This window comes from Clostridium thermobutyricum DSM 4928, from assembly GCF_002050515.1.
Taxonomy (GTDB): Bacteria; Bacillota; Clostridia; order Clostridiales; family Clostridiaceae; genus Clostridium; species Clostridium thermobutyricum.
Map to the genome: position 1 here is coordinate 1 of NZ_LTAY01000111.1, position 20,258 is coordinate 20,258.

23 protein-coding genes are annotated in these 20,258 nt (G+C 25.8%); 11 read left to right on the forward strand and 12 right to left on the reverse strand.

Annotation, left to right across the window (positions count from 1 at the left end; all coding sequences use genetic code 11):
- Positions 1–492: 492 nt before the first annotated feature.
- The 5 genes from CLTHE_RS15805 to CLTHE_RS15825 all read right to left on the reverse strand — a co-directional run bounded on the left by CLTHE_RS15805 (position 493) and on the right by CLTHE_RS15825 (position 4,403).
- Positions 493–843 (reverse strand): hypothetical protein, encoded by a 351-nt coding sequence (locus CLTHE_RS15805; protein WP_080024233.1) that lies wholly within the window; start codon positions 841–843, stop codon positions 493–495.
- A gap of 151 nt (positions 844–994) precedes the next feature.
- On the reverse strand, positions 995–1,633 hold the full coding sequence (locus CLTHE_RS15810) for an FMN-dependent NADH-azoreductase (protein ID WP_002599241.1): 639 nt from the start codon (positions 1,631–1,633) through the stop codon (positions 995–997).
- Positions 1,634–1,757: 124 nt separating this feature from the next.
- Entirely contained in the window at positions 1,758–1,940 is a 183-nt protein-coding gene (locus CLTHE_RS15815) for a hypothetical protein (protein WP_002599240.1), read from the reverse strand.
- A gap of 83 nt (positions 1,941–2,023) precedes the next feature.
- Positions 2,024–3,487: an aminotransferase-like domain-containing protein gene (locus CLTHE_RS15820; RefSeq protein WP_423237268.1), complete on the reverse strand. Its 1,464-nt coding sequence runs from the start codon at positions 3,485–3,487 to the stop codon at positions 2,024–2,026.
- A 16-nt stretch (positions 3,488–3,503) separates the two neighbouring features.
- Positions 3,504–4,403, reverse strand: a complete 900-nt coding sequence (locus CLTHE_RS15825) for a D-alanine--D-alanine ligase (RefSeq protein WP_080024235.1) — start codon at positions 4,401–4,403, stop codon at positions 3,504–3,506.
- Positions 4,404–4,731: 328 nt separating this feature from the next.
- Between CLTHE_RS15825 and CLTHE_RS15830 the strand changes: the two genes are divergently transcribed.
- The 8 genes from CLTHE_RS15830 (at position 4,732) to CLTHE_RS15865 (ending at position 12,892) form a co-directional block, all read left to right on the forward strand.
- Positions 4,732–5,442 (forward strand): MIP/aquaporin family protein, encoded by a 711-nt coding sequence (locus CLTHE_RS15830; RefSeq protein WP_080024236.1) that lies wholly within the window; start codon positions 4,732–4,734, stop codon positions 5,440–5,442.
- 42 nt (positions 5,443–5,484) lie between these two features.
- Positions 5,485–6,045 (forward strand): glycerol-3-phosphate responsive antiterminator, encoded by a 561-nt coding sequence (locus CLTHE_RS15835; RefSeq protein WP_080024237.1) that lies wholly within the window; start codon positions 5,485–5,487, stop codon positions 6,043–6,045.
- Positions 6,046–6,068: 23 nt separating this feature from the next.
- Positions 6,069–7,568, forward strand: coding sequence for a glycerol kinase GlpK (gene glpK / locus CLTHE_RS15840; protein ID WP_002599235.1), 1,500 nt, complete (start codon positions 6,069–6,071; stop codon positions 7,566–7,568).
- A 168-nt stretch (positions 7,569–7,736) separates the two neighbouring features.
- The gene (locus CLTHE_RS15845) at positions 7,737–9,167 is read left to right on the forward strand and encodes an NAD(P)/FAD-dependent oxidoreductase (protein ID WP_080024238.1); all 1,431 of its coding nucleotides are present in this window, start codon (positions 7,737–7,739) and stop codon (positions 9,165–9,167) included.
- Positions 9,168–9,179: 12 nt separating this feature from the next.
- Positions 9,180–10,433 (forward strand): NAD(P)/FAD-dependent oxidoreductase, encoded by a 1,254-nt coding sequence (locus tag CLTHE_RS15850; RefSeq protein ID WP_080024239.1) that lies wholly within the window; start codon positions 9,180–9,182, stop codon positions 10,431–10,433.
- 2 nt (positions 10,434–10,435) lie between these two features.
- Positions 10,436–10,783 (forward strand): DUF1667 domain-containing protein, encoded by a 348-nt coding sequence (locus tag CLTHE_RS15855; protein WP_080024240.1) that lies wholly within the window; start codon positions 10,436–10,438, stop codon positions 10,781–10,783.
- 647 nt (positions 10,784–11,430) lie between these two features.
- Positions 11,431–12,090: a DUF4489 domain-containing protein gene (locus tag CLTHE_RS15860; RefSeq protein WP_242945665.1), complete on the forward strand. Its 660-nt coding sequence runs from the start codon at positions 11,431–11,433 to the stop codon at positions 12,088–12,090.
- A 139-nt stretch (positions 12,091–12,229) separates the two neighbouring features.
- Positions 12,230–12,892, forward strand: coding sequence for a hypothetical protein (locus tag CLTHE_RS15865; protein WP_080024241.1), 663 nt, complete (start codon positions 12,230–12,232; stop codon positions 12,890–12,892).
- A gap of 41 nt (positions 12,893–12,933) precedes the next feature.
- On the opposite strand, the gene CLTHE_RS15870 is transcribed toward CLTHE_RS15865, so the two are convergent.
- Together CLTHE_RS15870 and CLTHE_RS15875 are read right to left on the reverse strand one after the other, a co-directional pair.
- Positions 12,934–13,452, reverse strand: coding sequence for a GNAT family N-acetyltransferase (locus tag CLTHE_RS15870; RefSeq protein WP_080024242.1), 519 nt, complete (start codon positions 13,450–13,452; stop codon positions 12,934–12,936).
- A 9-nt stretch (positions 13,453–13,461) separates the two neighbouring features.
- Positions 13,462–13,998: a GNAT family N-acetyltransferase gene (locus CLTHE_RS15875; protein ID WP_080024243.1), complete on the reverse strand. Its 537-nt coding sequence runs from the start codon at positions 13,996–13,998 to the stop codon at positions 13,462–13,464.
- A 157-nt stretch (positions 13,999–14,155) separates the two neighbouring features.
- On the opposite strand from CLTHE_RS15875, the gene CLTHE_RS15880 reads away from it, so the two are divergent.
- Positions 14,156–14,578, forward strand: coding sequence for a hypothetical protein (locus CLTHE_RS15880; protein WP_080024244.1), 423 nt, complete (start codon positions 14,156–14,158; stop codon positions 14,576–14,578).
- Between the two features lie 51 nt (positions 14,579–14,629).
- Here the strand turns inward: CLTHE_RS15880 and CLTHE_RS15885 are convergent, their stop codons facing one another.
- Both CLTHE_RS15885 and CLTHE_RS15890 read right to left on the reverse strand, forming a co-directional pair.
- Entirely contained in the window at positions 14,630–15,133 is a 504-nt protein-coding gene (locus tag CLTHE_RS15885) for an AAA family ATPase (protein WP_080024245.1), read from the reverse strand.
- Positions 15,134–15,563: 430 nt separating this feature from the next.
- Positions 15,564–16,421: a helix-turn-helix domain-containing protein gene (locus CLTHE_RS15890; protein WP_080024246.1), complete on the reverse strand. Its 858-nt coding sequence runs from the start codon at positions 16,419–16,421 to the stop codon at positions 15,564–15,566.
- A 181-nt stretch (positions 16,422–16,602) separates the two neighbouring features.
- Here CLTHE_RS15890 and CLTHE_RS15895 point away from each other — a divergent pair, with 181 nt between their 5' ends.
- The gene (locus CLTHE_RS15895) at positions 16,603–17,334 is read left to right on the forward strand and encodes an HAD hydrolase-like protein (RefSeq protein WP_080024247.1); all 732 of its coding nucleotides are present in this window, start codon (positions 16,603–16,605) and stop codon (positions 17,332–17,334) included.
- Positions 17,335–17,376: 42 nt separating this feature from the next.
- Here the strand turns inward: CLTHE_RS15895 and CLTHE_RS15900 are convergent, their stop codons facing one another.
- On the reverse strand, positions 17,377–18,297 hold the full coding sequence (locus CLTHE_RS15900) for an SH3 domain-containing protein (RefSeq protein ID WP_080024248.1): 921 nt from the start codon (positions 18,295–18,297) through the stop codon (positions 17,377–17,379).
- A 211-nt stretch (positions 18,298–18,508) separates the two neighbouring features.
- Between CLTHE_RS15900 and CLTHE_RS15905 the strand changes: the two genes are divergently transcribed.
- Complete coding sequence (locus tag CLTHE_RS15905) at positions 18,509–19,270, forward strand: acyl-[acyl-carrier-protein] thioesterase (RefSeq protein WP_080024249.1); 762 nt, start codon at positions 18,509–18,511, stop codon at positions 19,268–19,270.
- A 120-nt stretch (positions 19,271–19,390) separates the two neighbouring features.
- Here CLTHE_RS15905 and CLTHE_RS15910 read toward each other — a convergent pair whose 3' ends face one another.
- Both CLTHE_RS15910 and CLTHE_RS17170 read right to left on the reverse strand, forming a co-directional pair.
- A complete protein-coding gene (locus tag CLTHE_RS15910; RefSeq protein WP_080024250.1) occupies positions 19,391–19,813 on the reverse strand; it encodes an N-acetyltransferase in 423 nt (140 codons plus the stop codon).
- A 167-nt stretch (positions 19,814–19,980) separates the two neighbouring features.
- Positions 19,981–20,103: a CPC_1213 family protein gene (locus CLTHE_RS17170; protein WP_002599219.1), complete on the reverse strand. Its 123-nt coding sequence runs from the start codon at positions 20,101–20,103 to the stop codon at positions 19,981–19,983.
- Positions 20,104–20,258 lie beyond the last annotated feature (155 nt).

Below are 20,258 nucleotides of genomic sequence, written 5' to 3' on the forward strand. Positions count from 1 at the left end.
CAGCGTTCGTCCTGAGCCAGGATCAAACTCTCAATAAAAAGTTTAATCTTTCAGCTCTTAAAACTTACTTATAAAAGAATTGCTGGTTTAAGTTTGCTTATATATTATTCTGTTCAATTTTCAAAGACCATTTTTTCTCATCGCTTTTGGCGATTTGTTTGCTTCGGAAGTTGTTTCCTCGCTTCCGACACGATTTATTATACTCATATCATTCGACATTTTTCATTTATCTATATGTATATAAACTAATTATTTTTATTTTTCTTTAATTTTCTCTTATTTACTTTAAATTTTATATATTGATACACTAGGAAAAGTGTCTTTAAAAATATATTTAAATTTCTAATTTTAAAAAAGTTTTTAGTATATATAAAAGAGGATTTTAGGCTATATTTTAATCAAGCTAAAATCCTCCCGAAATATTTAAAGGACACAATAAAGAATCTAATCAATTTTATTATACCCATAAAATTTTAAAATAATAAATTTAAGTTATATTAAATTATTCTCTATTCTTCTAATTTTATTTATATAATTTGTTATTCTCATTTTAAATCTTTCAATATGATTATTAGTATAGAAATTTATCAAATCATATGAAATAAAAATAGCATCTACTATTAAATATTGTAAATCCTTTAAATTTTCTTTATCTTTTTCATCTATATCTATCTCATCACTCTTTACTTTTAATTCTTCAAAAGCATTTTTAAATTTGTTTAACTTCTCAGTAATTTTAATATCACTATTGTCTTGTATCTTTTTATCAAGTATACCTTCTAAATATTCTACATATTCCTTATTTAATTCTTTGTAGCTTACATAAACTTTATATAATTCCATTTCATCACCTTACTATTTTTTAGCTTTTTATTTATTATTATAAAACTTTTAGTTATGAATTTGAATTATATTGTTAATTCTCTTTTAGGCTATTTATATAAATTTATTTTACTTAGATTATTAAGTTTCTAATATTATAAATACCGTTTAATTACTTTCTAAAACTTTTTAATAAAGGCAAAATTTTTGCTATTGCTTTCTCTTCTGCCTCTCTTTTACTTTCAACTGTAAATCCAGTTCCATCTACTAATAATTCTTCAAACTTCTTAATACCTATAATATTCATTAAGTCCTCTACATATTTTATTCCTTGGCTCATTTTATTTTTTAATATAATAGGTAAATGTCCTCCAGATGATTGAACATAAATCATTCTTCTTTCTTTATCACCTAATAGACCTTTTACTCCTTTTTCAGAAATATCAATAGTTTTTCCTTGTTGAATTATGCAATCTAAATATTCTTTTAAAGGAGATGGAAAAGACATATTCCAAAGTGGAGCTGCTATTATATACACATCTGCACTTATGAACTGATTTACTAATTCATTAATTCTATCTACATTATCATTTTCTTCTTGTGTTAATGAATCTTTTCTTTGAACTATGCAGTTTCTACTTTCAAAATATCTTGCCTCTAATCTAGGTATTTTATTTTCATATAAATTCAATTCCTCTAATTTAGATTCAGGATGAAATTTCATTAACATATTAATTAACTCCCTAGATACTTTTCTACTTGATGATTCCTCTTCACTCTTTGAATTAGCTATTATATATAATATTTTCATAAACACACCTCTTCTCATTTTATAAATTTAGTATGCTTATTTTATATATAAAATAAACATAAATAATTCTTATTAAAATAAATAAAGAGCTTCCTTAAAATTAAGAAAGCTCTTTATTAGTCTATTATTTTGTTTCTTCTATTAATTTGTTTAGCTTATTTTCTAATAGCCATAATTTCTTTTGTTTTCTGTTAGTAGCTACTAATCTATTTTTATCTTTTTTATTTAATTCTATTAATCTTATATATTCTGCATCAGCAATTTTAACTGCTTCTTTTATTACCATTAATTCTTCATGAGTAAACATATTAATTTTGTTGTAAAATATCATATTTTACAACAAATTCACCTCCTGCACTAAAAAATATATTTTATTATAGCATATAACTATTATTCTAATGCTATTTCATTTTCTATTTTCATTTCAGTTATTGTTTCACCTATTATTTTTATACCTTTTTCTATTTCTTCTAAATTCACTCTAGATAATCCTAATCTAAATGCATTATCAGATGCATTATCTATTGAAAATATATCTCCGGGCATAAATATAACTTTCTTTTTATAGCATCTTTCTAACAATTTTCTGCTATTTATATTATCTAATCCTACATATATGTGAAGACCACCCTCTCCCCACAATATTTTAGGATTAATATATTTTTTTATGCATTTTAAAGCAAACTTATATTTTTCCTTATATATCTTTTTTACTTTTTTCATATTCTTATCAAAATAACCTTCGCTTAGATACTCATAAAGTATCCCTTGATCTAAAAATGATGTATGAATATTTTTACACCTTTTAACACTTTGTAATAAATCAATTAAATTCTTTTCCCCAAGTATCCAACCTATTCTCATTCCCGGAAAAAGAATTTTAGAAAAACTTGATAAATATACTACACCACTTCCTCCAGTATCAAAAGATGCTATAGGAGATAGATGTGTACTATTATAAAGTAATTCTTCATTAAAACCATCTTCTATAATTGGAACATTACTTTCCTTAAACAACCTATACACTTCATGTCTTTTTTCCCCTTTCATGACGAGCCCTGTGGGATTATGATATGAAGGTATAAGATATCCAAATTTAACTTTTTCTAATTTGAGCTTTTCTTTTAGTTCTTCTAGACATAGTCCATCCTCATTCATACTAACTCCAATAATGTTTAATCCTTGAGCCTTCATTATTTTTACAGCTGTATTATGAGTTGGATTTTCACATATTATGCTATCTCCTGGTTTTGTAAATGCTGAAAGCATCATTTCTAATGCTTCAGTAAACCCATTTGTTATTAATATATCTTTTCCTTTTGTATCTATGCCTTTATTTTGCATATATTTTAATAGATAATCTATTAATGGCTTATATCCTTTTGCATATCCATAATTTAAAATTTTGTGTTCTTCTATAGATATTCTATTTAAAAATGATTTTTTAAAATCATCTATATTAAATAATTCTCCATCTGGTGATATGCTTTTAAAGGATATTATTCCTTTTTCCCATGGTATTTCACTTTTCACGATATCTAATTCATTTGCTAACCTACCATATTCATTTAATTTATCATTCCATGGGATATTCCATTTTTCTTCTTCATTAATTTCTATTGGAGTTACAAAGGTTCCTTTTCCCTTAATTGTATATATAACTCCTTCTGATTCTAGATTTTCATAGGCTGTTATTACCGAATTCCTACTAACTCCTAGAATACGTCCAAGTTCTCTAGTAGCTGGTAACTTTCCATTACCTGCTATTAGCTTATTGTCTATCATATTTTTTATATATTTCTCTATTTGTTTATATATTGGTTCTTCATTATTAAACTCTAAGCTAGAAAAAATCAAATCATTTCAACTCCTAATTAAGTGAATATCTGATTATATTATCTATCAACTCACTATATTCCATACCACTAGCTTTGGCACTTTTAGGAATAAGGCTTGACTTTGTCATTCCTGGTAAAGTATTGACTTCTAGTACGTATGGTTCTCCATCACTTACTATCATATCAATTCTTGAATAGCTCTTGCAACCTAATGCATCCCAAGTTTTTTCTGAAATTTTATTTATTTTTTCTTGAACAAAAGGATCAATTTTTATCACTTCTTCAACTGCTCCACCTTCTTCATATTTTGAAGCATAATCAAAAAACTTGCCTTTGTTTGCTTTTATTGAAATTGTAGGATAAACTTTCCCATTTAAAACAAAGCTCGCTATTTCTTCACCTTCTATAAACTTTTCTATTATTACTTCTTTATCACATTTAAGACCTTCTCTAACAGCATTTTCTACTTCACTTTCACTCTTAACAAAGAATGTTGCCACACTTGAGCCTCCGTTATTTGGCTTTATGAATACTGGATATGTCATTTTTTCAATCATATCATAATCTATTTCTTCAACTGATTTTACAACTATCCAATCTGCTGTATTTATTCCATGTCTTTTTATATATTTCTTAGTTAGTGCTTTATTCATACATATTGCACTTGTTTTTACATCACAACCACTATAAGGTATACCCATTCCTTCTAATATAGATTGTACTGTTCCATCTTCTCCAAATTTTCCGTGAAGTGCAAGAAGTGCAAAATCTATATCTTTAGCCTTTTCTATTACATCACTTTCTTTATTTATTATGATTGGAACTATTTCCTTATATTTATCTTTATTTATATTTTTTAATATTTCTTCCCCTGATTTTAATGAGATTTCTCTCTCTGTCGATATTCCTCCCATTAATACTCCAATTCTCATTTCTAATCACTTTCCTTTTTATTATTTTGACATGATTTATTATATGTTCGTAATATCTTTTTATAAAGAACCACTTCTTAATAAGTTTCTCTAATCAGTGGTTCTTAAAATAGAATTAGAAAATTTAACCTTTTGTATTGAAAACAATTACATGAACTGTTATAATTTTAAATGTAAATTATTTATATATTGATATATATTTAACTTGTGTAGAGATTATTTAGAGTTAAACACGAGGGAGTCTTTTTATTGCTCCATTTTGTTTAGCTCTTTTAATTTTTATAAATTATTTCTAAACAAAATTTAATATATCGGATGGTGGATGTTTATGGTGGAAAAATTTTTAGCAGAAATGATTGGAACAATGATTCTAATACTATTAGGAGATGGGGTTGTAGCCAATGTTTTACTAAAGAAAACTAAGGGGAATAATTCAGGTTTAATTGTTATTACTACAGGTTGGGCTTTTGCTGTTGCAATACCAGTATTTATATTTGCTGCTATAAGTGGTGCCCAATTTAATCCTGCTGTAACTATTTCTTTAGCTGTAATAGGAGACATGCCTTGGTCTGAAGTACCTTTTTATATAATTGCACAAGTTATAGGTGCATTTTTAGGTGCTGTTTTGGTATTCTTAACTTATTACAAGCATTTTGAAGAAACTGAAGATAAAGATTCAAAACTAGGAATTTTCTGCACAATGCCAGCTATAAGAGATTATAAGTGGAACTTTATAACAGAGTTTATAGGAACATTCATTTTAATGTTTGGAATTATGGGAATAGGAGCTTCTAAAATGGCTGCTGGTATTTCACCAATAGCTATAGGACTTTTAATTTGGGTAATTGGACTTTCATTAGGAGGCCCTACTGGATATGCAATTAATCCTGCTAGAGACTTTGGTCCTAGACTTGCTCATTTCTTACTTCCAATAAAAAATAAACGTGACTCTGATTGGGCTTATTCTTGGATTCCAATTATAGCTCCAATACTTGGAGGAATTGTAGGAACAGTTTTATTCACAGTAATATTTAAATAATTATAAAAACAATATATTCACAGTCTAAAGGAGGCTATTTTAATGATTAATTTTAGAAGAGTACTTGAAGAAAATCCAGTAGTAGCTGCTGTAAAAAACAATGAACAATTGGATAAGGCATTAGAAACTGATGTTAATGTAATTTTTGTTCTTTTCGGTAATATATTAGATATTGTATCTATTTCAAAAAAAATATCCGCTCATAATAAAATAGGAATATTACACATTGATTTAGTAGATGGTTTAACAAATAGAGAAATAGCTTTACAATATTTAAAAGAAAAAACAAGTTTTAATGGCATCATAAGTACAAAGCCTCAGACAATAAGATCAGCAAAAAAACTAGGACTTATAGCAATTCAGAGAGTATTTATTTTAGATAGCCTTTCTTTTCAAGGTATACAAAATCATTTAGTAGATGAGTGTGATGCAGTTGAAATGCTACCTGGTCTATTATTTAAAATAATAGATCAACTTTCTAAAACTATAAATAAACCACTAATTGTTGGTGGTTTAATATCTGATAAAGAAGATGTTATGAGTGCTCTAAAATCTGGAGCAACTTGTATATCTACAACAAAAGAAGCTATTTGGTACATGTAAAAAAATCTTATGAGGTGATTAATATGAAAAAATATGTAGTGGCATTAGATCAAGGTACAACAAGTTCAAGAGCAATAATATTTGATAATGAACAAAATATTCTTGGAGTTAGTCAAAAAGAGTTTAATCAAATTTATCCAAAAGAAGGTTGGGTAGAACATGATCCTATGGAAATTTGGGCAACCCAATATAGTGTTTTACAAGAAGTTATGGCAAAATCAAATATAACTCAAGAAAATATTGCAGCTATAGGTATAACAAATCAAAGAGAAACTACTATTGTTTGGGACAAGAATACTGGAGTACCTGTTTATAATGCAATTGTTTGGCAATGCAGAAGAACTGCTGATATTTGTGATAAATTAAAATCTGATGGATATGAAGAATATATAAAAGAAAATACTGGATTAGTTTTAGATGCTTATTTCTCAGGAACAAAAATTAAATGGATTCTTGACCATGTAGAAGGTGCTAGAGAAAAAGCTGAAAAAGGTGATTTATTATTCGGTACAGTTGACACATGGCTTGTTTGGAAACTTACTAATGGAAAAGTTCACGTAACAGATTATACTAATGCATCTAGAACTATGCTTTTTAATATAAAGACTTTACAATGGGATGATAAGCTACTTGAAATTTTAGATATTCCTAAACAAATGCTTCCTGAAGTTAAAGATTCTTCATGTATATATGGATATGCTAACTTAGGTTCTAAAGGTGGAATAAGAGTTCCTATTTCAGGTATTGCTGGAGACCAACAAGCTGCTTTATTTGGACAAGCTGCCTTTAACAAAGGAGATGTTAAAAATACCTATGGAACTGGATGTTTTCTATTAATGAATACTGGAGAAAATTTAGTTCAAAGTAAAAATGGACTTTTAACAACTATTGCAATTGGATTAAATGGAAAAGTTCAATACGCACTAGAAGGATCTGTATTTGTAGGAGGAGCTGTTATTCAATGGCTTAGAGATGAACTCAGAATTATAAGTGATTCTAGTGACACTGCATATTTTGCTACAAAAGTTAAAGATAATGGGGGAGTTTATATAGTTCCTGCTTTTGTTGGACTTGGTGCGCCTCATTGGGATATGTATGCACGTGGTACAATAGTTGGATTAACTCGTGGTGCTAATAGAAATCATTTAATAAGAGCAGCCCTTGAATCAATTGCCTATCAAACTAGAGATGTTTTAGAGGCTATGATTGATGATGTTGGATATGATATTAACTGTATTAAAGTAGATGGAGGTGCAAGCCAAAACTTATTCTTAATGCAATTCCAATCTGACCTTGTTGGTAAAAAAGTTATAAAACCTATAATAACTGAAACTACAGCACTTGGTGCAGCATATCTTGCTGGTTTAGCAGTTGGATATTGGAAAGATAAAGAAGAAATCTCTAAACTTTGGTTTGCTAGTGAAGAATTTGAGCCAAAAGTTAATGAAGAAGACCGTAATAGATATTATAGTAAATGGAAAAAAGCAGTTGAAAGATCTAAAGATTGGGCTTTAGATGACTAATTTAAAAAATTTATGGAAATGTTTTCAGATATGTGTTATAATTAACGTAAGTTAATAAGAAAATTTTATTTTTGTGTAGAAGAGAAGATTAGAGCTAAACACAAGAAGGGCATTGTTATGTCTTTTTTGAGTTGGCTCTTTTTATTTTAATACGAAGGAGCGATATAAATGATTTATGATGTTGCAATTATTGGTTCAGGAATTATAGGAGGTTCAATTTTTAGAGAGCTTACTAAATATAATCTAAATGTAGTTACACTTGAAAAAGAAAATGATGTTGCTATGGGAACATCGAAAGCAAATTCGGCAATTGTTCACTCTGGATATGACCCAGAACCAGGTACATTAATGGCAAAATATAATGTTGAAGGAAATAAAATGTTTGGTAAGCTTTGTAAAGATTTATCTGTTCCTTTTAAAAGAAATGGTTCACTTATTATAGGCTTTAATGAAGAAGATATGAAAGAATTAGATATTTTATATAAAAGAGGATTAGCTAACAAAGTTGAAGGAATAAAAATGCTAAATAAAGAAGAAGTCTTAGAGATGGAACCAAATATCAATCCTGATATTAAAGCAGCTCTATTCTGCCCTACTGGAGGAATAGTTGGGGCATATGAACTTACTATAGCTTTATCTGAAAATGCTATTGATAACGGCGGTGAATTAAGATTAAATTCTAAAGTAGTTAAAATAACTAAAGATAATCACTTTAAAATTACACTTGAAAATGGTGATATAGTAGAATCTAAATTTATAGTTAATGCTGCAGGAGTTCATGCTGATAATATTCACAATTTAATCTGCAATGAGGCTTATAAAATTACTCCAAGAAAAGGTGAATACTTCCTTTTAGATAAAAGTCAAGGATCTTTAGTAGAAAAAACTATTTTTCAATGTCCATCTGAATTAGGAAAAGGAGTTCTAGTTACTCCTACTGTCCATGGAAATCTTTTAGTTGGTCCAAATGCTATTGATATAGATGATAAAGACTCAGTTTCTACGGAATCAGAAGGATTAAATAAAATTAGAGAAACTTCAATAAGAACTACTAATAAAATCAATTTTAGAGAAAATATAAGAAATTTTGCTGGGCTTCGTGCTGTAGCAGATAATCCTGATTTTATAGTTGAAGAAGCAAAAGATGTTAAAGGTTTCTTTGATGTTGCAGGTATTAAATCTCCTGGTCTAACATCTGCTCCAGCAATAGCAGTTGATGTTGTAAAAATGATGGGACAAGCAGGACTTAAATTAAATCCAAAAGATAATTTTAAGGAAACTAGAGAGCAAATACATTTCATTAATCTTTCTCAAAGTGAAAAAGCTGAATTAATTAAGAAAGATAATAGATATGGAAGAATTATTTGTAGATGTGAATATATAACTGAAGGTGAGATAGTAGATAGCATTAATAGAACACTTGGAGCTAGAACAATTGATGGTGTTAAAAGAAGATGTAGACCTGGATGTGGAAGATGTCAAGGTGGATTCTGTGGACCTAGAGTTCAAGAAATAATAGCTCGTGAAACTGGAATGAATATAGAAGATGTTCTTTTAGATAAAAACAATTCATATATAATCGTTGGAAAAACAAAGTAGGAGGTATCAGTTATGAAATATGATTTAATAGTTGTAGGTGGAGGTCCAGCTGGTTTAGCTGCTGCACATGAGGCTTATAAAAATGGTGTTAAAAATATATTAATTATCGAAAGAGATAAAGAACTTGGAGGTATATTGAACCAATGTATTCATAACGGATTTGGACTTCATACTTTTAAAGAAGAACTTACTGGCCCTGAATATGCCGGAAGATTTATAGATTTAGTTAAAGAAACTGAAATTGAAGTTATGCTAGATACTATGGTTTTAATGATTCAAAATAAAACCGTTCATGCAATAAATTCTGAAAAAGGATATCTAACTCTTGAAGCTGAAGCAATTGTACTTGCTATGGGTTGCCGTGAAAGAACAAGAGGAGCTATAAGTATTCCTGGTGATAGACCTTCTGGAATATTTACTGCTGGTGCTGCTCAAAGATTTATAAATATGGAAGGATATATGGTTGGTAAAAAAGTGCTTATCCTTGGCTCTGGAGATATTGGACTTATAATGGCTAGAAGAATGACTCTTGAAGGAGCTGAAGTTAAAGCTGTTGTAGAACTTATGCCATACTCAAATGGATTAACAAGAAATATAGTTCAATGTTTAGAAGATTATAATATTCCGTTATATCTTTCTCATACAGTTGTAGATGTTAAAGGAGATGGAAGACTCGAAAAAGTATCTATAGCTAAAGTAGATGAAAATAAAAATCCTATAAAAGGAACCGAAATAGATTTTGATGTAGATACATTATTACTTTCTGTTGGATTAATTCCTGAAAATGAACTTTCTAAAAGTACAGGTGTAGAATTAGATATGAGAACTAATGGACTTATAGTTTCAGAAAGTATGGAAACAAATAAAGAAGGTATATTTGCTTGCGGAAATGTTGTACATGTTCATGACTTAGTTGACTTTGTTACTGAAGAATCAAAAAATGCCGGTAAAAATGCAGCAAAATATATTCAAGGTAAAAAAAGATTAAATAAATTTGTAGAAATTAAAAATGGAGAAAATATAAGTTATACAGTACCTCAAAAATTTGAAATTGAATCTCTTGATGGAAATCTTGGAGTATTCATGAGAGTTCGTAATGTATTTAAAAATAAAGTCATAGTTGTTAGAGATTCAGAAGGTAATATAATTCAAAGCTTTAAAAAGCAACATGTTGCTCCTGCTGAAATGGAAAGAATATCAATCCTAAAAAATAACCTTATGAATGCAAAAGGTGCTTTAACAATTTCATTAGAGGATGGTGAATAATCATGGAAAAAGAATTAATTTGTATAGTTTGTCCTAGAGGATGTCATCTTACTGTAGATACAGAGAAAGAAACAGTAAAAGGAAATACCTGTAAAAGAGGAGAAGTTTATGGATTAAATGAAGTTAAAAATCCAACAAGAATCGTTACTTCAACAGTTAAAATAGATAACTGTTCTAATATGGTTATACCAGTTAAAACAAATATCCCAATTCCTAAAGGAATGATATTTGATGTAATGAAGGAAATCAATTCTGTTTCTATTACACTTCCTATAAAAGTTGGAGATGTAATCATTAAAAATGTTTTAGGAACAGGATCTGATATAATATCAACTAAAACGATAGACTAAATACTAAATACCAAATACACACAAAAAACCTATAGATTAATCTATAGGTTTTTTATTTTATTAAATATTATATCTTAGAATTTAAATATGATTAATATTAAGTTATATTCAAAATATAACTCTTTAAAATTTATTTCTAATATAGATTATTTTAAAACACTTTGGTTATTGAAATTCTATAGAAACTAGAACATATTAAAATTTATAAACTAATAAAAATTTTTATAAAATACACTCTATAAACAATTATAAAAATAATATAACAATAAAAATACTTATTATATACATAATAAAACAGTAATTCCTGTTTTATTAAAAATACCACAGAATAATCCCATCATAAATATAATTTTTTATAAAGAAAGAAGAAAATAAAAATTCATAAAAAAGAAGTAATAACTTTCATCAAATAAACTATAGAATATGGTATTAATTCATATTTTCAACTTTATACTTTATTTATTTCATTTTCTTATTTAATATAGCATATTTCTGTATTAATTCATAAAATATACCATTAAGAATTAAAAACTTTGTTGAATAAAAGTATTTAATATATCACATTTTTTTTACTAATTCATACAATGTACTATAAGAAAAAAACAATTTCTTGTCGAACAAAAATTTTTAAATTTATGGAGGAATTTATGAAAATGATAGACGAAAATAAAAATTATTTACACGATTGCGATTGTGACGAACATGAAAGAAAACACTGCCATGATGATTTTGATTGTAGAAGACCTAATAGAAAACATTGCTTTGAAGAATGTTTTATAGTTAAAAGACCTTGTAGTTGTGCTCCAACACCAGGAAAAGCTTTATTAAGATGTTCTACTGGATCAGCTGGACCATTACCTGAAATAGATACCCTTTTACCAAACCCTATTCCTGTAGGTAGCATTACTATAGATACTAGAGAATTATGTAATCCTACAGTTCTTCTTAACTTTAATGCTATAATAACTAATCCTTCTAAATGTGGAGGCGGTAGACATCATAAAGATGCAGCTCCTGCTCCTGGTGGTGGTGGTCATGATCAACATGAACAAGATATAGAAGCTACTTTGACATTTACAGTTTTCAAATGCTGTGATGGATGTACTCAACCTGTAGGTGAATCATTCACTTTCTCAGCTACTCTTGATGAACTTTCAAGTCAATCATTCTCTTTCCAAGTTTGTGATTGCTCAAATTGTTGCGGATGTGAAACTTATACAGTTCAAATAACAAATGCTACTTTAACATCCCCTGGTTTAATAGTTAGAGCTCAAATTTCAGCTCTTGCAGTTGAAAATATTTGCTAGTAATTTATAATTTTAGATAAAAAGAGTGTTGAATTTTCGACACTCCTTTTTTTATTTTATATCTCTTTTTAATTAGTTGTTATTTAATTTCTTTCTTTTGAATATATTTATAATAATTTATATTTTATAGGAGTTATATATGAGCGCTAAAAACAAATCTACTGCTACTTGTGAGTACTTTGTAACATTAGGTAAACCCGGATCATTAGTTATTAAAGCTCCTGTAGTATTAGGAACAATCTCTGTAAAATTATCTAAAATTACAAATATTCCTTTTGATTCTACTTACATTGATATATTAGAAAATATAAATAAAATCTCATTAAACCCTTTAAATTTAAATGGAGATTCTTATTTAATAATTAATGGATTAATTAGTAAGACATTAAGGTATACAACTGATAGTATTGCAAATTCTATAAAATCACTAACTCTAAATATTCCTATTAATGAGTGTTTGGAAATAAAATTAAATCATTCACCTATTTTAGATACTATTGACTTTAAATTTTACTATCATAAGAAACCTAATCCTATATCTTGCGAATTAAATTACATAAAAATTGAAAAAGATATTATTAAAAAAGAAAAAAATGGTTTCTTTAATGAGTTTTCTATTCTTTTAAACGTTTCTTTAACTCAAATTCAAGATGTATTTATACCTGAACCTGAAGGCGAATTTATTGTATTAAATAAAGACTCTAATAAATTTAAAATAAATTCACCATCATCTCCTGAATATATTGTTGGTTATAACCCAGAAAAAGGGCTTATAGCTGAAAATTTAACAGATAAAAAATAGTATGTAATTGATATTTATACTCAGTACATACTATTTTTTTATTATATTAATTTTTCAAAAGCTATTCTCTTTTCTCCATATTCTAGCCCACTATTTAAATAAATTATTCCACAATATTTAAAACCTGATTTCTCTAAAAATCTTTGCATAGACAAATTTTCTTCATGAGTATCAATTTTTATACTATTTATATTTTTATTTAAACATATCCTTTCTGCCTCTTTTAATATATCTCTTGATATTCCTCTTCCTTTTAAATCATCTTTAATAGCAATCCTATGGATAACTGCATATTCACTATCAGTAAGCCATTTTCCTTCATAAATTTTATCATATGTAGATTCTCCTCTAAATGATATCGCTACAGTTCCAATAATAGTGTTTTCATCATCTAAAAGAACAAATGCCTCTCCATTTTTTATATCATTTAAAATAACCTCTTCATTTGGATATCCATTTTGCCATTGATTTATACTGTTTTTCTTAAAATATTCCTTACTTGCATTTATAATATCCATTACATTTTTTATATCTTTTTTAGTTGTTTTTCTAAATATCATTTCTCTCTCCTAATTGTTACATTCTGAATACTTCATTATTTCGTATTCCAAAAATTTATTAAATTTATCATATTCTTTTTTTAATAATTCTCTCTTAAAGCTCATAATCTTTAATTTATGTCCCTTATATATTTTTCTATAAGGTGGATGTATGTGATCAAATTCTTGCATAATAAATCCTAATCTTTCATAAAAATTAAGTCTTTTAATTGATATCTCATCTATTGGTGGATCTATCTCTAAAATAATAATTTTATTATCACTACAAAAATCTTTTAAAATTTTTGATCCATAGCTTTGTCCTCTAAAGTCTTTATTAATAGCTAAATGTTCAATATATTTATAATTTTCAAATTCCCAATAAAGTATTATTCCAATTAAAATATTATCTTCATAAACTATAGTGCATTTATAATTCTTATTTTTTAAAACCTCTATCTGATCATTCAAAGTCCTTCTTTCAAACTCTGGAAAACTATAATTATATATTTCCATTAGTTTATCGAAATAAATATCTTTTTTTGAAGTTATTCTCTTAAACTGCATATAAATCTATCTCCAATCTATTATTTTTAATTTAGTTCTTAATCTTAATTATAATTCTTATAGCTATGAAATAATATCCTTATAAATTTCCCCTTATATCAAAATTAGTATCAATAAAATATCTAAATAAATATATTAATTATATGGAGGTGAAATTATGCCAGATAATATTTCTAGACATCTTACAGGAAATCATGAATTAGATTTAGAATTAATAGATAAAGAAATACAAGGGTGTTATATTGCAATAATTTCATATATAATTCTTATTGCTTCTGCCAAACAAGATAGACTTACTATTCTTGAAGAATCAACTGGATTTACACCTACATCTACGGCAACAGAATTAGCTGCTTTATCTAGTTATGTTGCTTTGACTTCAAGTTTAATTTTAGGAGAAGTTGCATTTGAAAGACTTAACGAAATTGAAAAGAATATAGCTAGTGGAATAACAAATGCTTCTATTTTGCCTAATATAGAAATAGCTAATGGATATGTTTTTTCAATTATAGGTAATATGTTAAAAGTATCTGGTACTGTAAGAAAAGTCAAAGAACAAGCTAATACATCAATTTTATAATATCCATATTTTAAATACTTATTTGTAATTAAACTATTATAACCTCATCTCTTAACTTATTACATCTTTTATTTTCAAAACAATTTCATTTACTTCTTTATTAGTTGTATCAATTTTTATTGTATCCATTAACTGATATAATTCATATTTATCTAAACTTCTTTTTATATTCTCTTCATCTCTTATACCCAATTTTATATCTTTTAATATTCTTTCTAAAAGATTTTCTTTAGAACACATAAGGGTTATTTTATATATCTCTACATTATCAGCTTTTAGATTTTTTATTATATCTTCCATTATTTCATCAGTATGTATAACCCAATTAAATATTATATATTTTGAATTTGAGTTACTTATAAAATTATTCAATATAAATGTTATATTTTCTAATACCATTTTTTTATTTTCTTCTGTTACTTTAAATGGATTCATAATCCAACAATTATCTCCATCTAACCAAAAAGAGTCCTCAAGTTCTTTATATAACTTTTTACTAATTGTAGTTTTTCCAACTCCCATTACCCCATTTATAATTATCAATTTTTTGTTCATACCCCTTCACCTCAAATAAATAAAACTTTTAGTCCTAAAAATATCTTTTAATAAATATAAATTTAAATATTACTCTATAAAAATTTTACCATATAAAATATTCAGTTGAATTTATATATTTCAAATTTGTAAGATTACTGAAAGATACTTCGATATGTAATTTTAGTTTTTCTAAGTAAAATTAAATCATAGAAAACAAACAAAAGATATTTAGGAGGACTAAGAAATGAATAGATTTTTATTAATTTTAGAAGCAGTTTTAACAGGAGTATTTGGATACTACATAAATAGCGATAAAGTTTGCTAATTCTAAGCTTAATTTTAAGAATATGGAGGCTTGGAAATTGTATTATCGGATTATAAAATTAAATAAATTACGTATATAAAAAGACTTATGCAAGAATTCAAATAGCATAAGTCTTTTTTATATTTAAATCAGTTTTCTTATAAAGTTATAAACTTTTTCATCTTCTTCTCTTGATAATTTTATATTTCCAAATTCATTTTCACTTACAGAAAAATTTAAAAACTCTTTTAATTTATGATTATACAAAGATCTATCTAACTTTATTTTGCTAAATAATATCTTTTGAGAGCATGGTTTACTATTAGCATCAGATGGAAGCATAAGCATTGCTAATCCGCATGTATATTTATTTTTATTTACATTAGGTTTAATCATAGTTATATTGGTAATTCCATCTTCAGCACTTTGTAATGAAAAATAAATAAGTTTATCAGATGTATTATAATTTCCTTTAAAACATTTAACTATATCTCCGCTTCTTGATAAAATTTTAAAAGTAACATTATCATTTAATATTTCAATTATACCTTCGTGTATTCCACCTTCTCTTCCTATATTAGTCACTAAGAAATAAGTGTAGTATTTTTCTTCAAATAAATCTTCTTTAATATTTAAATTATTCTCTAAATTTTCTACATCTATAGCAGTTAGAGGAATGCTTATAAGATTTTCTATTTTTATTTTATATATTTCACAAATATATATTAAAGTTTCTATAGCGGGAAAAGCTTCTCCACTCTTATATTTTGAAAGTAAATCTTCAGATACTCCTATCTTTCTAGCTAAATGTTTTTGTGTACCTTCTATCTGAATTAATTTTTTTAAATTATATATAAAAGTTTTAGATGTCTTTTGAAATATATCATTTTTCAAAGCCTTTATAGTGTTTTTATCACAATTATCTTTTTCATTTCTTATATGTTCTAATTTATTTTCAATAGTTTTATTTATTTCTCTTAATTCACTAAGTTCTTTTCTCAAGGCTATACCTCCAAATTAATATACAAATAAATTACTTGAATAATATTCAAGTCTATATTTTATAATTTTCAATTAGATTTTATATTTCTATATAGTTATTGTAATAAACATATTATTATATTACCATAATATCAAAATTAATAAGATTTTATATTTTAAATGCTTTATGGGGGAACACTAAGTGAGTAAATCAAATACTTTTGATAAAAATAAAATTAAAGCTATATTATTTAATCCTGGAAGGGTATTAAATATTTCACCTACAGGTCATTGGTTTATAGCTCCAAATTTTTTTAAATATATTAATAGAAATAACTTTAATTCAAAGGAGAAATATCAAAAAAAATTATCTTTCCCAAAATCCATAGAACCCGAATCTAATGAATCTTTGATAATATATGAAAAAGAAAATTTTGAACAATTTAATTATTACTATAAAATACTACTAGAGAATTTTCCACAATTAGAAATAAAATTTGAAAAAATAGATTCTATTAATGTGGATTATGTGTATAACCATTATAAATTTTTTAATGACACTTTCAAACTATTTCCCGAATTGAGTAAAAATTATCACCCAGAATCAAACTCAAATAACTGTACATCATTAAAAAATATTTTTAAAAAGATTAGTTTTAAAAATTGTTTTAAAATATTAAATACTTCTTCGCAGAAAAATATAAATAATATAAATACTTTTCATATTTCTTCTATTGATGAATATAGTCTTTCTCCTAATGAAGCAATCTTTGTAGATGATAATATAAAAAATTGTGATGCTGCCAAAAAACTTGGTATAACTTCATTCCTATTATGTGAAGATTATAAATCATATCTATATAATAAAATTAAACATAGAGAATATAATATAATCAGAAGTTTATCAGATATTAAATCAATTTTGGCTAAATAAAAAGCATTCTTTAAATAGAATGCTTTTTACTTACTATGTTTTTTAATTTTCTCTAACACATTCATTAATAGATGAATTTCCTAATCCCCCACCATAAGTTATTACTTTATTTCCTGCTATTAAAACACGATCTGCTGGGAATTTATCATTGAATACTCTATTTGTAATTTTTTCGTTTTGAGGTAATACAACTAAGACTTGTAATTCACCAAATTTATTACCAGTAACATTTTCTAATTTATTATATTTTGAATCTCCAAAATATGAATTTACACTCATATTATAAATATAGTATTGAGGATTTTTAATAACTTTTCCCATAAATGAATATAACTTATCTGTCATTATTAATTTTTGTCCTTCATATGAATTATATTTTCCAACTTCACCTACAGTACTTCCTATTTGTTTACCAACTACCCAATTTCCAAAGTATTTTGAAATTATCGCATTATCATTTGGGTGAATATCATTTTGATTATCAGTAAAAGTTATATATTTCTTATTTATATATCCATAGAATTCACCATTTTGTTTAACTTTATAATAATCACCTTTTTCACCTAAAATAGTAACTTTAACTCCATTATTTATAACATATCTTAAATTACCATTATCTGTTGGTACTATAAATTCTGGTTCACTATTTACAGCTATGTTAGTTACATAACCTATCTTTCCATTTACATTATTAACTTCTTCTATATTATTATTAATAGATTTGGTTCCTTCATCTTCTCTTACTTGCTTACTTAATTTTGTAATATCAGCTGCTTTAACATTAGAATTTGAACTATTGTTATTTACCTTAATATTTTTATTGTCTAAATTTTCTATTTGTAAAGTTTTAATTTTATTTGCCGTTAAAGCTTTATTGTTAACTGCACTAGTAGTTGCATGAGCTGAAATTCCTCCTGCAATTACTAATGCAGCCACAATAGAAATTATTACCTTTGTTTTCATTTTAATGCCTCCCTAACAAAAAAATTACATATTTATTTATAATGTAAGAATATCACATAAATTTTATATAAAAGTTTAATTTTTGTTACAGAAACGTAAAATTTACATTTTATTCTAAAAAAAATTTTGAGATAATAAACTTAAAGTTTATAATATTATTTAAGAATTTAGTTAATATTTATAAATAAAAGTCTATAAAGGAGGAAAAATTTTGAACAATGCATTTAAAAAAGATTATAAAATAAATATTTATGATGTTGATGCTAGACATCAATGTAAATTTTCAACTCTAGCAAATTATTTATGGGATATAGTCATATCTCAATCTGATTCTTTAGGAGAAACTGAAGAAGGATTTGTACATAATAATTGTGTTTGGGTACTTTTAAAATACGATATAAATATATACGAATATCCTAAATTTAGAGATACTATAAGCGTTGATACTCGTGTTTTAGGTTACAAAAAATTCTATGGTTATAGAGGTTATACTATTAGAAACTCTGAAAATAAAGTTATAGCTGAAGCAACTTCTATTGCAATAATAATTGATATTGAAAAAAGACGTCCAATGAAAATAACTCCTGACCAATGTGAAGTATATGGCTTAGAACGTGAATTAGATGAATGTCCACCATTAGATGATTTAATGTCTTTAGAAAATGAAGAATATTCAAAAGACTATACTATAAGTTACAGTGATATTGATTCAAATAATCATGTTAATAACGTAAAATATATGGAAATGTCTATTGATACTTTACCTAAATATATTCTAAATGAATATGACCTATCTAATATTAAAGTCTTATTTAAAAAGGAAACTAATATTGGAAGTACAGTTCATGTATCTAGTGAAGTAAAAGAAGTTTCAAATGAAGAAGTAATTACACTTCATACTATTACAGATGAAAAACTTCTTACAAAATTACAATTTACATGGAAAAAGAATAAAACTCCAAATCTATTTTAATTGAAATTTTAAAATAAATGAAAAAGCAAAACTGTTTCAGAATGCTTTTTCATTTATTTCTATCTAAAAAGTTCTATATAATAAACTTATTTTTATTAAAATCTAAGTTAAACTCTAAATTTATATACTCATTATATATTCTATAGCTCCAGTCTCTTCATCTATTTGCTCTTTAATTATTTTAAAGCCTTTAGAAATATAAAATTCAACAGCATTTTTGTTTTCTTTGTAAACAGCTAAGCTTAATTTATTGTACTCTTTAACTACATAATTTATTAATTCACTTCCTACACCCAAGCCTTGACAATTAATATCTACAAATAAGGCTCCTATAAATTCATTATTTATTACACTTATAAAACCTTTTATTTTATTTTCTATTTCATATATAAAAGTCTCAGACATAGGTATATATGTATTTTTAACTACATCATAATTATTTTCCCAGTATTCTTTACTAATAAAGTCATGTGCTTTAATCGTAATATCTTTCCATATTTTCATAACTTTTTCTATATCTTCATTTCTCAATTTTCTTATCATAATATTATCCCCTTTTAATATATCATTCTTAAGTTATTATAATTTTCCTATATTATATCATTTAAAATATAATTTAAGTTTTACACCCTCATTTTAATTCATAAAAAATAACTATATTTATTATAAAGAGTAAAAGGTATGTATAAAAAATACATACCTTTTACTCTTTAAGAGAATTTAGTCATATCTCTTTCAGTTCCATTTGACTTAGGTTCACCTGAAAGTGATTTTGCGCTTTCTACCTGTGGGTTATGATTTATGTGTTTCTTTTTAAATTTTTTCTTAGCCATAAATATCACCTCAAGAATAGTTTGTACAATTTATCTTTTATATATACTTTATAAATTAAAAATTTTCTTCTATAAATTCTCATAAAATCACATTTTATTAATAATAATGTTGTCATTGAAAGATATCTTCAATCCAAATTCATGCTATGTAAAAT

Excerpts from the sequence above, each read along its gene's own strand:
- CLTHE_RS15805 (WP_080024233.1), bottom strand. The coding sequence starts at position 843 with ATGGAATTATATAAAGTTTATGTAAGCTACAAAGAATTAAATAAGGAA.
- CLTHE_RS15810 (WP_002599241.1), bottom strand. The coding sequence starts at position 1,633 with ATGAAAATATTATATATAATAGCTAATTCAAAGAGTGAAGAGGAATCA.
- CLTHE_RS15815 (WP_002599240.1), bottom strand. The coding sequence starts at position 1,940 with ATGTTTACTCATGAAGAATTAATGGTAATAAAAGAAGCAGTTAAAATT.
- CLTHE_RS15825 (WP_080024235.1), bottom strand. The coding sequence starts at position 4,403 with ATGAGAATTGGAGTATTAATGGGAGGAATATCGACAGAGAGAGAAATC.
- CLTHE_RS15830 (WP_080024236.1), top strand. The coding sequence starts at position 4,732 with ATGGTGGAAAAATTTTTAGCAGAAATGATTGGAACAATGATTCTAATA.
- CLTHE_RS15835 (WP_080024237.1), top strand. The coding sequence starts at position 5,485 with ATGATTAATTTTAGAAGAGTACTTGAAGAAAATCCAGTAGTAGCTGCT.
- glpK (WP_002599235.1), top strand. The coding sequence starts at position 6,069 with ATGAAAAAATATGTAGTGGCATTAGATCAAGGTACAACAAGTTCAAGA.
- CLTHE_RS15845 (WP_080024238.1), top strand. The coding sequence starts at position 7,737 with ATGATTTATGATGTTGCAATTATTGGTTCAGGAATTATAGGAGGTTCA.
- CLTHE_RS15850 (WP_080024239.1), top strand. The coding sequence starts at position 9,180 with ATGAAATATGATTTAATAGTTGTAGGTGGAGGTCCAGCTGGTTTAGCT.
- CLTHE_RS15855 (WP_080024240.1), top strand. The coding sequence starts at position 10,436 with ATGGAAAAAGAATTAATTTGTATAGTTTGTCCTAGAGGATGTCATCTT.
- CLTHE_RS15860 (WP_242945665.1), top strand. The coding sequence starts at position 11,431 with ATGAAAATGATAGACGAAAATAAAAATTATTTACACGATTGCGATTGT.
- CLTHE_RS15865 (WP_080024241.1), top strand. The coding sequence starts at position 12,230 with ATGAGCGCTAAAAACAAATCTACTGCTACTTGTGAGTACTTTGTAACA.
- CLTHE_RS15870 (WP_080024242.1), bottom strand. The coding sequence starts at position 13,452 with ATGATATTTAGAAAAACAACTAAAAAAGATATAAAAAATGTAATGGAT.
- CLTHE_RS15875 (WP_080024243.1), bottom strand. The coding sequence starts at position 13,998 with ATGCAGTTTAAGAGAATAACTTCAAAAAAAGATATTTATTTCGATAAA.
- CLTHE_RS15880 (WP_080024244.1), top strand. The coding sequence starts at position 14,156 with ATGCCAGATAATATTTCTAGACATCTTACAGGAAATCATGAATTAGAT.
- CLTHE_RS15885 (WP_080024245.1), bottom strand. The coding sequence starts at position 15,133 with ATGAACAAAAAATTGATAATTATAAATGGGGTAATGGGAGTTGGAAAA.
- CLTHE_RS15900 (WP_080024248.1), bottom strand. The coding sequence starts at position 18,297 with ATGAAAACAAAGGTAATAATTTCTATTGTGGCTGCATTAGTAATTGCA.
- CLTHE_RS15910 (WP_080024250.1), bottom strand. The coding sequence starts at position 19,813 with ATGATAAGAAAATTGAGAAATGAAGATATAGAAAAAGTTATGAAAATA.
- CLTHE_RS17170 (WP_002599219.1), bottom strand. The coding sequence starts at position 20,103 with ATGGCTAAGAAAAAATTTAAAAAGAAACACATAAATCATAACCCACAG.